This window comes from Nostoc flagelliforme FACHB-838 (genome assembly GCF_014698065.1).
GTDB lineage: Bacteria > Cyanobacteriota > Cyanobacteriia > Cyanobacteriales > Nostocaceae > Nostoc > Nostoc flagelliforme_B.
This window is the reverse complement of sequence record NZ_JACJSI010000170.1, coordinates 1-13,184: the sequence shown is the minus strand read 5'-3', so window position 1 is coordinate 13,184 and position 13,184 is coordinate 1. Positions and strand designations below refer to the sequence as shown.

The following is a 13,184-nucleotide window of genomic DNA, read 5'->3' as shown; positions in this document are numbered from 1 at the left end:
CGCTCTAGTCAACCAACTCCATCCTTACTCCCCAAAGTTCCTACTACTGATTAAGTAATAAATGCTTCCTATACATTATGTGTCTTCCGAGATGATTTAGTCTTAATTTTCATCGATGAGCTTGTGTGTTTAGTCGCTGTAGCTTCTTCAATCATTATATTTTGCTCGATTTCAGCAATAAATTACCCCCATGAACGATTACCAAAAGGTAGTGATGGTAAAGTAAATTTCCTTTTCAAAATAAGACTTCAGGGCATTGGTTTTGGGTCATTCGAGCGACGCGATCGCTCTTCCCGCGAGGGGCGTAATCCCAAAACCAAAATACATATAACTGTTATGATTTGAGTGATTTGCTCATCTCAAGTAAGTTATTCAAAGAGGAATGATGAACAAAAAATTTATTTTTCTAGTTTCAGCTTTTGGGCTAAGTGTACTTATAGGGGCCTGTCAGCCTGGTACAGAGTCTCCAACAACCGCACCACCAGCAGCACCATCACCCGCAGTGCCATCGGTAACTCCAGCTAGTCCTTAGTGCCATATATTACTAATATGGAGAACAACTGGAGTTCCCAATTAGTTACACAGTTAAATCATGCTGTGGTTTAAGGCAGGTTCAAGCGTTTACGCGCACCAAAGCGAAACAGCTTATCAGGTAGTATCGCTCTCAAGCGAGGCAACCATTGTGCCTCATTGCCAACACGATAGCGTAATCGTGGTGAGGAGCTTGAAGCAATACGAGCAATAGCTTGTGCAACCTTGTCAGGATTGTCACCTTGTGCAATTGCGCCCTGGACAGATGAGCGAATTACATCGCGTACAGTGTCATAATCATTATGAGTTACGGTAGGCTGTAACATGGCTTGATTGAAGTTGGTCTTAAAGTAGCCAGGCTCAACTAAAGACACTTTAATATTGAATGGGTCTAGTTCTATGCTTAATGCTTCGCTATAACCTTCAAGTGCAAATTTGCTTGCAGAGTAAAAACCTTGACCTGGTGCGCCGATCAGCCCTGCCACTGAACTCATATTGATAATATGCCCGCTACGTTGCTGTCTCATAAAGGGCAAGACAGCATTAGTAACACGTACAACACCCCAAAGGTTTGTCTCAAAAATCTCCTTGGCTTGTTCTAAAGAAGTTTCCTCAATCATGCTGGCATGAATTTGTCCAGCGTTATTCACAAGTATATCTATGCGGTTAGTCCGCGCGAGCAACCCACTGATACACAATTGTACTGAAGAATCAGACGTAACATCCAGCGTCAACATTTCTACGCCCTGTGAAACTGGATGCTCTTTGCGGCTCGTACCAAAAACATAATAACCTACAGCAGCAAGTTTTTGAGCAATTAACTGCCCAAACCCAGATGATGCACCTGTAACTAGCACGACTTTTTGGTTAGTCATCAGTTTTTAGCTATCTGCTTTATGTTCATGATATTCGGAGATATGCTCATATACCTCCTCTGGAAACTGTAAGTCTTTGTAGACGTTACAAGCATCTGGCTCATCAGGATTCGGACAGATGGGAAATTCCTGCTGTGACTGCCATTGAAGAATACGCTCCCGTCGAGGCGGGTTATAATCTTTACCTTGTACTTGTAGATACAATGAACGTGCTTCTTTCTCAGTGAAGTCTTTATCTTTCTGAAGATACTCAATTAGCTCAGGCTCACTGAGGAAATGGCGTGCCACCATTGCAAACACTAACCTTCCGTAATGACCAATATCTTTGCCTGCATTAAGAGACTCAAGCAGATGGGTCATCATATCATTTTTTTGCAGTTCTTCAATTGCCATATATGTTCAGTTCCTTGTCTTTGAGTATTGGCTCAGGTTTATTTTTAGTCCTTTTTATAGTACTCATGTACTGGATAAATATCCTATCTCTTGTGGCTGAATATGAAGATAGATTTACCTAACCGAAAGTGCAACAGTTACAACAGTCAAACATTTAGGGAAACGAAATGGTTATTATCTGTCGTGCCAAATCAACACAGTAGTAGTCGTGCATTGTTAATTTTCGTATGTTGCTAGCAATTATTCCTTTTCCCCTTTATGAATAAGAGGTAATAATGCTAGATTTCGATTACTTGCAATACTTCAGGGTGATTTATGAACTCATGCGAACTAGTGGATGCTGTAGCAGCGAAGACCAACATCACAAAAAAGCAAGCTGATGAGGTGATTAGTGCTTTTTTAGAAGTTGTTACCGAGGCTGTAGCTAATGGAGAGAAGATAACGCTTGTTGGGTTTGGGTCATTCGAGCGACGCGAACGTTTCGAGCGTGAGGGGCGTAATCCCAAAACCCAAGAGACAATGACCATTCCAGCTACTAGAGTTCCTGCGTTTTCTCCTAGAAAGCTGTTTCGAGAAAAAGTAGCACCTTAAACAACACTGATGTATCTACTTTATTAGTATCAATTTAATTATTGTAAAGCTACGTAATCCTGAGTGCTGCTGCTTACAAAATGCATGATCTCACCCTGGCTGACGATACGGAAATATTGAAGTTTATCGGTCAATACGGTTCAGTTAAGGCTCAAAATTGTGTAAATTAAGGATTGTAATCAAAGCTAGAAATAAACTGTAGTGCATCTCAAAGACTTCGCGCTGTTGTCTCCAATAATACAAAGCAGTGAACTGCTAAAAGCGATAGAAACAGCTATACCTGCAACTGCTATTGAAGAAGCGATCGCGACCAACAAGTCCAATGAACAAAGAAATTGTTCTTTGCCAGCACATTTGGTAGTTGGACTGGTGATAGCAATGAGCTTGTGGTCAAGAGATTCGATGCGAGATGTACTCAAAAACTTAGTCGATGGTCTTTCTGTGGGATGGGTAAAAGTTGGGAAATATTGGCGAGTACCTTGTAAATCAGCAATTACCCAAGCTCGGCAACGATTAGGGGCAGGGGTAATGAGCCAATTATTTCACCAGTTAGTACGATCAATGGCGACTGGTGAGACGATAGGAGCATTTCTAAATGGACTGCGAATTGTGGTGATTGATGGTACTTATTTTGACCTTCCAGATAGCGATGAAAATGCGAGAGTTTTTGGTCGCCCCGGTAGCCGTCCAGGCACACAAGCAGCTTTTCCTAAAGTCAGATTAGTCATATTGGTAGAAGCAGGAACGCACATAATATTTGATGCAATAAGAGTGTCGATACCGCATCGGAGAACGAGTGCGGGCATTAAAATTATTACGCTCTGTTACATCAGGGATGTTGTTGATGTGGATAGGGGATTGCATTCGTATGCAATGGTACACGCAACAGTGTCTCAGGGGTGTGACTATTTAGGGAGAATTCCTGCCAATGTTAAATTCATTACAGAAAAATCGTTGCCAGATGGTTCTTATCTGTCATCGATTTACCCATCTGGAAAGCTACGAAAAAAGGGTTGTCAGCCAATAACAGTACGAGTGATCGAATACACAATTGAACATCCTGATAACCTAGAAGAAAAAGTGATATATCGCTTGATTACTAGCCTGTTAGACATTCAGCAATTTCCGGCGGAATTGCTAGCTAGAGAATACCATCAACGTTGGGAAGTTGAAAATACGATTGATGAATTGAAAATCCATCTTTTGGGGCAAAAAACCCATGTTCGTTCTCAAAAACCACGCGAAGTAGTGCAAGAAATTTATGGTTGGCTGTTAGGACATTGGTCAGTCAGAGTGTTAATGTTTCAAGCTGCAATGGCTGCTGGGGTTGCGCCATTACGTTTGAGTTTTACAGGAACTTTACGGGTAATTCGTCGTGCTATTCCTAAATTTCAACACTTACAGCAAGAAGAACTACCCTTTTTTTCGATTGGTTAATTGTAGAAATCCTAGATACGTTGTTACCCGAGCGCGTTCACCGTACTGATCCCAGGGTTGTAAAAAAACCTGTATCAAAGTTTCGTTCCAAAAAACCAAAACACAGAGGTACTGGGCAACCAGTCGACAGTTTTAGCCTTTGAGCAAGCTAAAAATTACAAATACGATTTAATCGAAGCTAGTAGTCCAGCAAGGTAATTTTGCTAGGTAAGACCCTCTGACTGATAAACTAGTCAAAAAAGGGGTTGAGCATGGCAAAAAAATATATTGTAGATTTAAAAATGCAGCGTTTATATCCAAGTGTAACCTAGCAAAATTGCCTTGGCAGACTACTAGGAACAAACTGCCATCTTCCAAACCATGCCCGCAGAAATGAACAATAGAAGGACGTTCTTCTGCGATCGCCCTACGAATATCTTGAGGAGGTACCGCAGTTCTAATGCGAACTTCAAATAAATCCCGTCTTGTGGCTCGTCTTATGGCATCTTCAATTTCCCTGATCTCTCGATCCAAACGCAAACCGTGAGGGATAGCTGCCAAAATAAAGATTTTTTGCTGCTGCTTGTTCTGATTTCCTGATGCGGCTGTCTGCTACCCAAAGTGAATATTGTAGATGTCGCCGCCAACTCGCCCAGAATTTACTGTGTCAGCGTTAATCAACCTACCGCCAAACTGGGAATTGCGTAAGTCGTTGTTGACTTGCTTTGGATCTTTTGAGTCGGGCATGAGTTTGGTTTGAGCGTCATTGTTGTGAATATTAGCACCATTTTGATGTGCCTCAGCAATTCACTGTTTCTTTTGTAGTACAGGAGGCAAACAAAAAATTCAGCATTTCTCAAAAGCACGCATTTCTTCAACTGCTATCTCAAGTAATCGTTTCTTGCTTGGGTGCTGATGCTTCAATAATCCCTGGACTTGGAGTTAGCAAATTATCAGGATCATAACGCCGCTTTGCACTTACTAACTTTCGCCAAAACAAACCGAAGTGCTGCTGCCAATCATTTCGAGAAAAAGGAACAGAACTAATTGGATATAGATAACCACCTAAATCACGATTTTGCTCAAACAGTCGACGATTATCGTTGAGCATTTTTGTAACTGTAGAACTATCTGGTGGAACTGCTGTTCGCAAAATAGAAAACAGAAACGTAACTTTTTCTTTTGGGACGCGGAATAAAGGTAGTTGAAAGCGTTGAGTCTTAACTGGATACAGCAAGACTGCTCCTTGACCAGTGTCAGCTACTGTTAAGCTAGCAGCGACTTTCTTAACAAAAGATTCCACAGCAGAGTTAGGCACAAATAAATCCAGCCAGGGATGTGGGAAAGACCAAACCCCAATAGATTTGAGGAAAGCAACTGTAGATGCTAAACGATTAAGAAACTCAAAATAAGTTTTATCTTCTATCTTTTCTGTACCTTGAGTATAGTTTAAGCCAGCAAGTAAAAAGTTATTATTCGGGATGTTTGGCGGACTATAAAAGCTAGCAGCTTCTAACAGATAACGCCATCCTCCAGTATCTTTAGCAATCAATTGTCCTTCTACATAGTTAAAACGCTCATCATTGATTAATAAGCGTTGGTCACGCGTAAATACGGCTAAATCGTCATAATATAGTTCAAACACACGTGCATTGGTCGCAGTCTTAATCAGTTTCACAGTTGCTTGAACAATAATTCCGCATTGACCCAGCCCTGCGAGTACAGATTTAAATAGATGCCTGTTTTGCAGTTGTGAGCAAGTTTCCAGTTGCCCACTACCAGTTACTACCTTAAGTTCTAAAACATTATCAACTTGTACCCCATAACGATGGGTTGCACCACCAATACCTCCCACCGATAAAGTTCCACCAACAGAAAGTTCTATGTAATCTGTGAGAACAGGTGGAGTTAATCCCTGCTGGAGCGTCTGTTGCAATAACTGACTCCACAAAACTCCAGCATCGACAATGGCGCGGTCTGTTCCCACAAAGTGAATCTTGTTGAGCGTACTCATATTAATAACAATGCCAGCTTCTACTTGTGATTGACCATAAGTAGAGTGACCCTGACCGCGTGCTGCCACTTTAATTTGATGGGTACGGGCAAATTGAATAATTTGAACAATATCTTCTATTGACCCTGGATGAAGTACTGCTATCGGTTGCCGATGTACTATGTTACCGAAGTCTACACTGGCGTTAACAAGAGTCTCACTATCCGTGTAAAGCGTGCCATCCAATTGGGGTATATTTTCAAAGATGGATGCGGCATTAGCAGATGTTACCCAAGAGCGCCCGACAACATCAAACCCAATCACGATAGCACTGGCAACTAAACCCTGTAAAATAGAGCGGCGCGGAGTATTTAGGTTCATAATTTTCTATCAATTTGATGCAAAAACTAACCTTAAACCCCTACAGGGCAGGGGAAATATACCAAAGGCTCAAAAATACTTGAAACCCAGATATATCAAGAAACTAAGCAAATCGATGCCAAGCCTTTGTGTATATACATTTAAGGTTTTTTTCTGGTTACTTTTTGTTTAAGTCCCACTATTTGGTTGAGCTTATACAATCCCTAAGCTTAAACCAGTTGAATATCTAAATTAGTTTGAAAACCAGTAGGCTTATTTTCTAGAATGGCGAATCTAGAATCTTCAAAAAACAAAGAACCATTTAGGGGATCATAACTGAAGTCGCTAGTGGAAATAGCACCAAACCCTGCTTGAGAAACCTGGATTTTGTCACCTTCAACAGCCTTAAAGTCTTTGATAATGTCAACACTCTCTAATACACTGGTAAAAACAAATTTATCTGCACCTAATCCACCAGTGAGAGTATCTGTACCTAGCCCACCAGCGAGTGTATCATTGCCACTTCTGCCAGAAAGTGTATCATTACCGCCATTGCCAAATAATAGATTATTTTGCCTATCTCCAACAATCGTATCACTTTGATTTGTACCTTTGATATTATCAAAGTTTATAAATGTGAACCGAGCTGTATTTCCGCTAGGAAGATTATTAATTACGAAACTTTGAGTTTCAAGGTTAGCGTTGATTGATGCATCTCCAATTATAAAGGGCGATGAAGAAGCAATTGAAGCATCTATAGTGTTATTTCCAACGCTAGCATCAACAATAATGTTTTCAAAATTAAAAAGTAAATCTGTACCTAGCCCGCCACCTTTTTTAAGAGTTCCATCAATGAAGATGGTAGAGCTTACACCTATTTTGCTGTAATCAGCCGTATCAGTCCCATCTCCACCATTTAAGGTATCGTTGCCTGCACTACCTCTAATAATGTCATTGCCCCCTCTACCAGATAATTGATTGTCAACAGCATCACCTGTAATAGTGTCCTTTTGATTTGTACCAGTTACATTAACAAAATTTTTCCCATTAACTGCAATTCGCGTTGAACCCCCAACTCTGATTTCTAGCTTTTCTTTAAATAAATCAGCTATTATTGATACATTTGTAGCATCAGTTGTCGCATCAATACTATTAGCCTGTCCAGTAGCACCAATCAGGGTTTCAACTACATCATTAAATGTGTCAGTTCCAATTACACCTTTTTGGAAACCTGCTGGTTGAATTATTACAGGTTGCTCTAAGTCACTGTAATCAACAATATCATTACCATCTCCACCAGTAATAGTATCATCACCTGCACTTGCAATAATTCTGTCATCCCCAGCAGTTCCGATTAGAATATCGTCCCCATCAGTACCTGTAATTATTGCCATAATCTTAGTTTGCCTGTTTTTGAGTAACTGCTGTATAGTAACTTGTTATCATCTGTATTTTTCTTGAAAAAATGTTGCAGAATATAGCTATTAATTAAAATTTCCCCGCAGACATTCTGTTCCTGGAGCGACCACAACGTATGCAGAAACTCAAGGTTGCGGCGAATTCGTGGCAGAATCCGGGTTTTGACTTTTTGTAGGAGTGTTGGAGTGATGATCCTGCTTTGCAGATTGTGATCAAGAAATTGCTGATGAAGTTTCCGCAGTGGGGGTTGGTGGCGGCGGATGGTGGGCTGGTGAAATGGGAGGAGTAGCGATTCGCCTATCATACCGCACCTGCATACACTACCCGAAAACCAATATGGAAACCGAGGTGGCGGCTCCAATTGTCTTGGCGAGAAGCACAACGGCAGATGTCTTTACTGGCGACCCACGTATCCCCGCGCATCACCCTGTCACAATTCTGATTATCATTAGGCTCTATCCACGCGCTACCATCTGCTGGCGCTCCTTGATAATTTTTATGCCAAAAGTCTTCACACCATTCAAATACATTACCGTGCATATCATCGTATAACCCAAAGGCATTTGCTATCCCAAAACTTCCTACAACTGTAGTTTCTTTTCGATAAATAACTTTGAGTCCTTGAGCATAAGAACCTGACAATTGATATTCTTCATCGTCTGTACCGTTGTAATTGGCGACATCAGTCGTAATTGTGTCGCCAAAGTGGAATAGTGTATTTGTTCTTGCCCGACAAGCATACTCCCATTCGGCTTCGCTAGGTAGGCGGTACTGACGTTTAGTATGGCAGGATAAGCGATCGCAAAACTCAACTGCATCGTGCCAAGATATATGCTCTACAGGTCGCTTATCCCCTTTAAAATACGATGGGTCAGGCAATAGTTTTTTGTTTATCTGGGGTAATGCTGTCAATCGCCTCAGTTATCGATTTTGAAGAAGCAGCTAAAAGTGCAAACGCTTGCTCAACCCGTTGCTGATAGTCAGTAGGGCAAATAGCAAACTTAGCCGCAATTGCCACCGCTCCCTTTTCATTCAACAGATAATCTTCATTGAGGGCGAATAAAACCTGGTTCATACACGCCACACTGCGGAAACAACAACCTGCTGCGTAATACAACATCATCGCGTGCAATCGCCTTAGAAGCAACCACCAGCGAGAAACTGATTTCCCAGGCGAAAGTATCAATAGTTGCCTGCTTCAGCCCAACTGGATAAGGCTTTGTTTTCAGCTTCAAAGCTTCTAAAACACCATCCGGGTCATGAAGTACCTGACAAATAGCAATTTCCCCCATATAAATTGAGGATACAAAACCATGAGGATATCCTGGTTGGTAATCAATAGTAATTTGTCCAGCATGGCAATCATCAATCACACGATTAACCTTCGCCAAATCACGATAGAGAAAATCTATACCTACACCTTGAACTTGTAGCCAACCGCCGCCGTTAATCCACTTTCCCCATTCACCAATCGCAGTAATTAAATTGACGCGGCCTTTATCATCAAGCTCAGAGGCGAGGCGATTTAGAGCAATTAAATCGGGCGGGTTTTCTGAATTATAATAAATTCCCAAATCCACATCTGACTTATTGGTGTGGTTGCCCCGTGCCCGACTATCGAAAGGAAAGCAGACCCCACCCAACATCACCCTGTTCTAAAAGCCTTTTGAATCAGAATTAGAAGCATTCCAATTCCTACAAACACAAGTGCTAAAATGTGACTTGTTCCAGAAGCAAAAGCAAACAAAATGAGATTGAGCAGTAAGGCAATCGCCGGAACTATATAGGGAACCTGAAACCCGTTAGTTTCAACTTCTCGGCGTTTGATTAGTAGCAATGAAAGATTGACAAGACAAAACATTGCCAGAATCAAGGTGGCAGTGGTTCCTGCTAAAACTTGCAGTGTTCCAGAAAGCGCCAAAAAGATGGCAATTGGTAAAATGACCAGCAGCGTTCGATAAGGCGTAGCTCTGCGTTGATGTAATTTCCCTAACCAAGCACTTAGCAGTCCTTCACGCGACATCCCATACAACAGCCGTGATGCCGTGACAAAATTTAACAGTGCCGTATTGAGTACAGCAAATAAAGCAATAATTGTAAAAATGACCTGGGGAAAATTGGGCTGCGCTCGACGAACTACATCGAGTAATGGAGCACCTGAAGCAGCAAGCTCGGAGGGATTGAGTACCTCAACAGCAAGCCAGGAGACGAGTATATAAACTGCGCCTGCGATCGCCAAGGACAGTAAAATTGCCCTTGGCACGTTCCGTTCGGGATTTTTAACTTCCTCCGCAACATTGACAATATCTTCAAATCCAATAAAGGCATAGAAAGCCAGTGCCGCTCCTTGAACAACTGCGTTCCAACCTATGGCTGGCTCATTAGCGACAGCAGCAGGATTAGCCGCACCACCACTGCTCAAAAAGAAGGTTGAAACCAAAATCACAATCAAAAGGCCGGAAACCTCAATAGATGTGCAAAAAATATTTAGAGCCGAGGACTCCTTCATGCCTCTGAAATTGACAAAAGCCAGTACTGAAAAAAGCACCAGAATAATTAGCCAAGCTGGAATTGCTGGTACAAAAGCGTTGAAATAGCCAGCAAATGCTTTCGAGAGCGTCGCCATCGAAACTAAGCATGTACAAAACATTAACCAACCGACCAATATTGAGAGCCAATCGGTGCGAAATGCCTTATGGACGAAGTAGGCTACTCCACCGCTTTGTGGAAATCGGCTGCCCAATTCGGCGTAACTTAAAGCCGTGAATGCCGCCACAATCATAGCAGTCAAAAACGAAGCCCAAACCAAAGTGCCGGAAAGCCCAGCAATTTTTCCGATTACCGCATAAATTCCCGCACCCAAAATGTCACCCACTCCGTAAATCACTAGAGTTGGTAATCCAAACACTCGCTTGAGTGAATCTGCTTCTAGTTCATTTGTTTTCATACAACCCCTGAGAGTTTTTTACTTAAATGCTAACTTTCAAACATCTTTGTCCTGGTGATAAGAGCTATTTTTTTTGTTAATAATAGTATTGCCTCATCCATCGCGGCTTGCAAACAAGGGAGGAAGCCAGAAGCACGACAGTTCAAGTCTGGCGCGACAGCAAAGGATTGTGATTGCGATGTCGGGTGAGGTGGTGTATACACGCCTTGGGTGAGGCGGTAGCGTTAGCCGAGATGATGCGACGGTATCCGATACAGGGATGAGTAGCTTCAGCTATTAATTAGTGGCATATTCCAGCACTCGTTCCCGCTCCCAACGCCATGCCGTCTCTAGCAAAATTCTTCGCCGTTGGTGAATTTGACGAATTCTGTACCTCCATCATACAAAACATTAACAACAAGTTGATTACGCAAATCTAGCCACCACTCTTTGCCCATCTGCGCCAGATTCCACTGTACTGAAGATGTAAGCATCTGCAAGGGAAACAGCATTTCTTGCACGTACTGTCATATTCTCCGCATTACCAAGTCCTGAAGTTGAGGCAGTAAGTTGAGCGCGATCGCGTAATGAGAAAGAACCAGAATCGATAGTAATGTTACCCCCATTGCCAAGTGACCCCAAACGCAAATTATTAGCAACTACGCTCTCAGATGCAACTTTGATTTCCCCGGTAGCATTCAGTGTAATATCTCCTGCAACAGTTTCAGGTGTACCCAAACCTCGCCCAATACCAGCACTTAGAACACTTCTTTCTAAAATCTCTATATTTTTGGCATTTACTGCAATATCACGACCACCAGCCCCTTCTACGTATATTGCAGCTTGATTGGTGAGGGATACAAAAGGTCATAGACACAGTTGGCGAGTTGGGGGAACACATCAAAAATGAGCGTTAAGCCCGTCCGTTACTCCGCTTAGTCAAGGAACCAGAGAAACTAAAACAAGCTATAGCGATCGCTCTCAAAGATAATCCTTCCCCTGGTGAATCAGACTTTGCGGCTGCGGCAAATATTGTGGTTCCTCAAAAAGCTATTGTCACAGTTTCACAACAGTCACATCCAAGATATGGAGAAGAGGGAACCATTGAGGCAGATGCACCAAATCACTGGCAACAGATTGTTACCTTTGCTGATGGCGAGAGGTTGTGGATCAACAATGCTGATTTAGATGCCCACAGTGTCCCATTCCCCACACAGCCAAGTTATCCACCACAATACTCTGAAGCGATCGCTGCACTCAAAGAGCAACACAAGCAAGAGTTAGAGCGTTTACAACAAGAATTGAGAATTGGGCTACAGTCAGAAGCCACTGCTAGAGCTAAAGCCCAGGTAATTGAGCAAATCCAATCCTTGCAAAATCTGTACAAGCAACAGAAAGAGCAAAACATCCAGTTGCAGCAGCGCTTAGACGAAATGGAATCACTACGGCAGTTGGAGATTGAAAACCAACAGCTTAAGCAGCGCATTCAGGAATTGGAAAACGCTGTAGAGCAACGTCCTTCTCTACGAGACGCTGCGCGAACGCAACAGTGGGGAAATACCATGACCCAGCAAGCGACCAAAGCTTTGAACAAACAAGTTAAACTTGCTTTGGAGAAAACTATTGATTTGCGATCGCTAGCTCAGGAACCACCCAAAGAGAATGCCCAAGAATGCTTACGACTCATCGGCATGGCGTTGAAGAATCTCGCCAGTGCCATGAACAATACCCAAGCGCTCGAAGCTGCGGCGATAATCCTGGGGAGTGAACCGACACCTATTGCGATCGCTTACCGAGCCGAACAATTACAGATGATACCCCAAGCTGTTAGTGAGATTAGGGCAATGCTTTCAAAACCTGGGTGTACGTGGCAGGACTATTGGGCAGTGGCGCAAGAGTACGAGGTTATTAAATCAGACTACTGGGCGGAATTGAACAGTGAAGAGACTGATTTAATTACTGCTCTCCAGAAAGCATCCTCTCAACCAGACACAATTGGCGTTGGTTGTATCGTTGCTCATGCTGACCCATACCGCACTTTGTATGTCGAGAGGGGTGAAGTTGTAGAGGATTTGGGCGAAGAGTTGGTGATTGCCTGGAATTGTTGGAAGGAGCAATCGAAAAAGACTGATAGGTATTTCCGAGAGGAATTGCGCTTTTGGAAAGATGAGAACCAGTAGATAAAACTTGCCTCTAGCAAAAAGACTTAAACGCGGCATGGGTGCAATGTCGCTCACATTGTTATGGAAAAATTTAGGAGGGAAATATGACTACAGCGTTAAAAGCAATCAACCGCCGCACCCGTGCCAAATCCTGAAAAATGGTCACATGAGGCGATTGTTGCTTTTGTCAAATATGCGACCTGTAAGAAGAGAAAAACTAAATCGAGCAGCAAATTCGGGCGACAATCCGGGTTTTGATTTCTTGCAAGAGTGCTGGAATGATGATCCGGCTTTGCAAATTGTGATCAAGAAATTGCTGGTGAAGTTTCCGCAATGGGGGATTGCGATTGTGGATGGGGTGTTGGTGAATTGAGAGGAGTAGTTAGTGAATCTATACAACAGTCTAACAACTGCTATTTATCTCTGTAGGAGGCTGCCTGGTGGGGTTAGTCTTGGGCTACTTGAGTATACCTGTATTCGCCCGTTTAGATGATGCTCTTAGCAGTCTTTTATTGACA

General features: G+C 42.6%; 18 protein-coding genes. 6 read left to right on the top strand and 12 right to left on the bottom strand.

What is annotated here, in order from left to right:
* Nucleotides 1-123: 123 nt before the first annotated feature.
* The gene (locus H6G97_RS55560; protein ID WP_190945102.1) at nt 124-345 is read left to right on the top strand and encodes an HU family DNA-binding protein; all 222 of its coding nucleotides are present in this window, start codon (nt 124-126) and stop codon (nt 343-345) included.
* Between the two features lie 37 nt (nt 346-382).
* Nucleotides 383-532: a beta-Ig-H3/fasciclin gene (locus H6G97_RS35260; protein WP_242055703.1), complete on the top strand. Its 150-nt coding sequence runs from the start codon at nt 383-385 to the stop codon at nt 530-532.
* Between the two features lie 70 nt (nt 533-602).
* On the opposite strand, the gene H6G97_RS35255 is transcribed toward H6G97_RS35260, so the two are convergent.
* The gene (locus tag H6G97_RS35255; protein WP_190945100.1) at nt 603-1,406 is read right to left on the bottom strand and encodes an SDR family NAD(P)-dependent oxidoreductase; all 804 of its coding nucleotides are present in this window, start codon (nt 1,404-1,406) and stop codon (nt 603-605) included.
* Between the two features lie 6 nt (nt 1,407-1,412).
* On the bottom strand, nt 1,413-1,799 hold the full coding sequence (locus H6G97_RS35250; protein WP_190945098.1) for a hypothetical protein: 387 nt from the start codon (nt 1,797-1,799) through the stop codon (nt 1,413-1,415).
* Nucleotides 1,800-2,114: 315 nt separating this feature from the next.
* Between H6G97_RS35250 and H6G97_RS35245 the strand changes: the two genes are divergently transcribed.
* Together H6G97_RS35245 and H6G97_RS35240 are read left to right on the top strand one after the other, a co-directional pair.
* Entirely contained in the window at nt 2,115-2,390 is a 276-nt protein-coding gene (locus H6G97_RS35245) for an HU family DNA-binding protein (protein ID WP_190945096.1), read from the top strand.
* A gap of 201 nt (nt 2,391-2,591) precedes the next feature.
* Nucleotides 2,592-3,827 carry an IS4 family transposase gene (locus tag H6G97_RS35240; protein ID WP_338421908.1) on the top strand — a complete coding sequence of 412 codons (1,236 nt, stop codon included), beginning with the start codon at nt 2,592-2,594 and terminating at the stop codon, nt 3,825-3,827.
* A gap of 168 nt (nt 3,828-3,995) precedes the next feature.
* On the opposite strand, the gene H6G97_RS53430 is transcribed toward H6G97_RS35240, so the two are convergent.
* The 10 genes from H6G97_RS53430 to H6G97_RS35200 form a co-directional block, all read right to left on the bottom strand.
* Entirely contained in the window at nt 3,996-4,367 is a 372-nt protein-coding gene (locus H6G97_RS53430; RefSeq protein WP_242055701.1) for a hypothetical protein, read from the bottom strand.
* 51 nt (nt 4,368-4,418) lie between these two features.
* Nucleotides 4,419-4,553 carry a hypothetical protein gene (locus H6G97_RS54975; RefSeq protein ID WP_277883382.1) on the bottom strand — a complete coding sequence of 45 codons (135 nt, stop codon included), beginning with the start codon at nt 4,551-4,553 and terminating at the stop codon, nt 4,419-4,421.
* Nucleotides 4,554-4,692: 139 nt separating this feature from the next.
* Nucleotides 4,693-6,180, bottom strand: a complete 1,488-nt coding sequence (locus H6G97_RS35230) for an FAD-binding protein (protein WP_190945094.1) — start codon at nt 6,178-6,180, stop codon at nt 4,693-4,695.
* Between the two features lie 209 nt (nt 6,181-6,389).
* A complete protein-coding gene (locus tag H6G97_RS35225; protein WP_190945092.1) occupies nt 6,390-7,553 on the bottom strand; it encodes a calcium-binding protein in 1,164 nt (387 codons plus the stop codon).
* Nucleotides 7,544-7,882 carry a hypothetical protein gene (locus tag H6G97_RS35220; protein WP_190945090.1) on the bottom strand — a complete coding sequence of 113 codons (339 nt, stop codon included), beginning with the start codon at nt 7,880-7,882 and terminating at the stop codon, nt 7,544-7,546. Before H6G97_RS35220 ends, H6G97_RS35225 begins: the two co-directional genes overlap by 10 nt.
* Nucleotides 7,879-8,457, bottom strand: a complete 579-nt coding sequence (locus tag H6G97_RS35215) for a formylglycine-generating enzyme family protein (protein ID WP_338421907.1) — start codon at nt 8,455-8,457, stop codon at nt 7,879-7,881. The genes H6G97_RS35220 and H6G97_RS35215 overlap by 4 nt, the downstream gene beginning before the upstream one ends.
* Entirely contained in the window at nt 8,450-8,653 is a 204-nt protein-coding gene (locus tag H6G97_RS53425) for a hypothetical protein (RefSeq protein WP_242055699.1), read from the bottom strand. The genes H6G97_RS35215 and H6G97_RS53425 overlap by 8 nt, the downstream gene beginning before the upstream one ends.
* Entirely contained in the window at nt 8,625-9,224 is a 600-nt protein-coding gene (locus H6G97_RS35210) for a nucleotidyltransferase domain-containing protein (RefSeq protein ID WP_242055697.1), read from the bottom strand. Before H6G97_RS35210 ends, H6G97_RS53425 begins: the two co-directional genes overlap by 29 nt.
* Nucleotides 9,224-10,525, bottom strand: coding sequence for an APC family permease (locus tag H6G97_RS35205; RefSeq protein ID WP_190945088.1), 1,302 nt, complete (start codon nt 10,523-10,525; stop codon nt 9,224-9,226). The genes H6G97_RS35210 and H6G97_RS35205 overlap by 1 nt, the downstream gene beginning before the upstream one ends.
* Nucleotides 10,526-10,930: 405 nt before the next feature.
* A complete protein-coding gene (locus tag H6G97_RS35200; protein ID WP_190945086.1) occupies nt 10,931-11,242 on the bottom strand; it encodes a hypothetical protein in 312 nt (103 codons plus the stop codon).
* Between the two features lie 296 nt (nt 11,243-11,538).
* Here H6G97_RS35200 and H6G97_RS35195 point away from each other — a divergent pair, with 296 nt between their 5' ends.
* Entirely contained in the window at nt 11,539-12,684 is a 1,146-nt protein-coding gene (locus tag H6G97_RS35195; RefSeq protein ID WP_338421906.1) for a hypothetical protein, read from the top strand.
* A gap of 7 nt (nt 12,685-12,691) precedes the next feature.
* Nucleotides 12,692-13,039, top strand: coding sequence for a hypothetical protein (locus tag H6G97_RS53420; protein ID WP_242055695.1), 348 nt, complete (start codon nt 12,692-12,694; stop codon nt 13,037-13,039).
* Nucleotides 13,040-13,184 lie beyond the last annotated feature (145 nt).

Bases quoted from the DNA above. Each gene is read 5' to 3' on its own strand.
- H6G97_RS35245 (WP_190945096.1), top strand. From the start codon at position 2,115: ATGAACTCATGCGAACTAGTGGATGCTGTAGCAGCGAAGACCAACATC.
- H6G97_RS35230 (WP_190945094.1), bottom strand. From the start codon at position 6,180: ATGAACCTAAATACTCCGCGCCGCTCTATTTTACAGGGTTTAGTTGCC.
- H6G97_RS35255 (WP_190945100.1), bottom strand. From the start codon at position 1,406: ATGACTAACCAAAAAGTCGTGCTAGTTACAGGTGCATCATCTGGGTTT.
- H6G97_RS35260 (WP_242055703.1), top strand. From the start codon at position 383: ATGATGAACAAAAAATTTATTTTTCTAGTTTCAGCTTTTGGGCTAAGT.
- H6G97_RS35210 (WP_242055697.1), bottom strand. From the start codon at position 9,224: ATGTTGGGTGGGGTCTGCTTTCCTTTCGATAGTCGGGCACGGGGCAAC.
- H6G97_RS54975 (WP_277883382.1), bottom strand. From the start codon at position 4,553: ATGCCCGACTCAAAAGATCCAAAGCAAGTCAACAACGACTTACGCAAT.
- H6G97_RS35220 (WP_190945090.1), bottom strand. From the start codon at position 7,882: ATGATAGGCGAATCGCTACTCCTCCCATTTCACCAGCCCACCATCCGC.
- H6G97_RS35205 (WP_190945088.1), bottom strand. From the start codon at position 10,525: ATGAAAACAAATGAACTAGAAGCAGATTCACTCAAGCGAGTGTTTGGA.
- H6G97_RS53425 (WP_242055699.1), bottom strand. From the start codon at position 8,653: ATGAACCAGGTTTTATTCGCCCTCAATGAAGATTATCTGTTGAATGAA.
- H6G97_RS35225 (WP_190945092.1), bottom strand. From the start codon at position 7,553: ATGGCAATAATTACAGGTACTGATGGGGACGATATTCTAATCGGAACT.
- H6G97_RS35250 (WP_190945098.1), bottom strand. From the start codon at position 1,799: ATGGCAATTGAAGAACTGCAAAAAAATGATATGATGACCCATCTGCTT.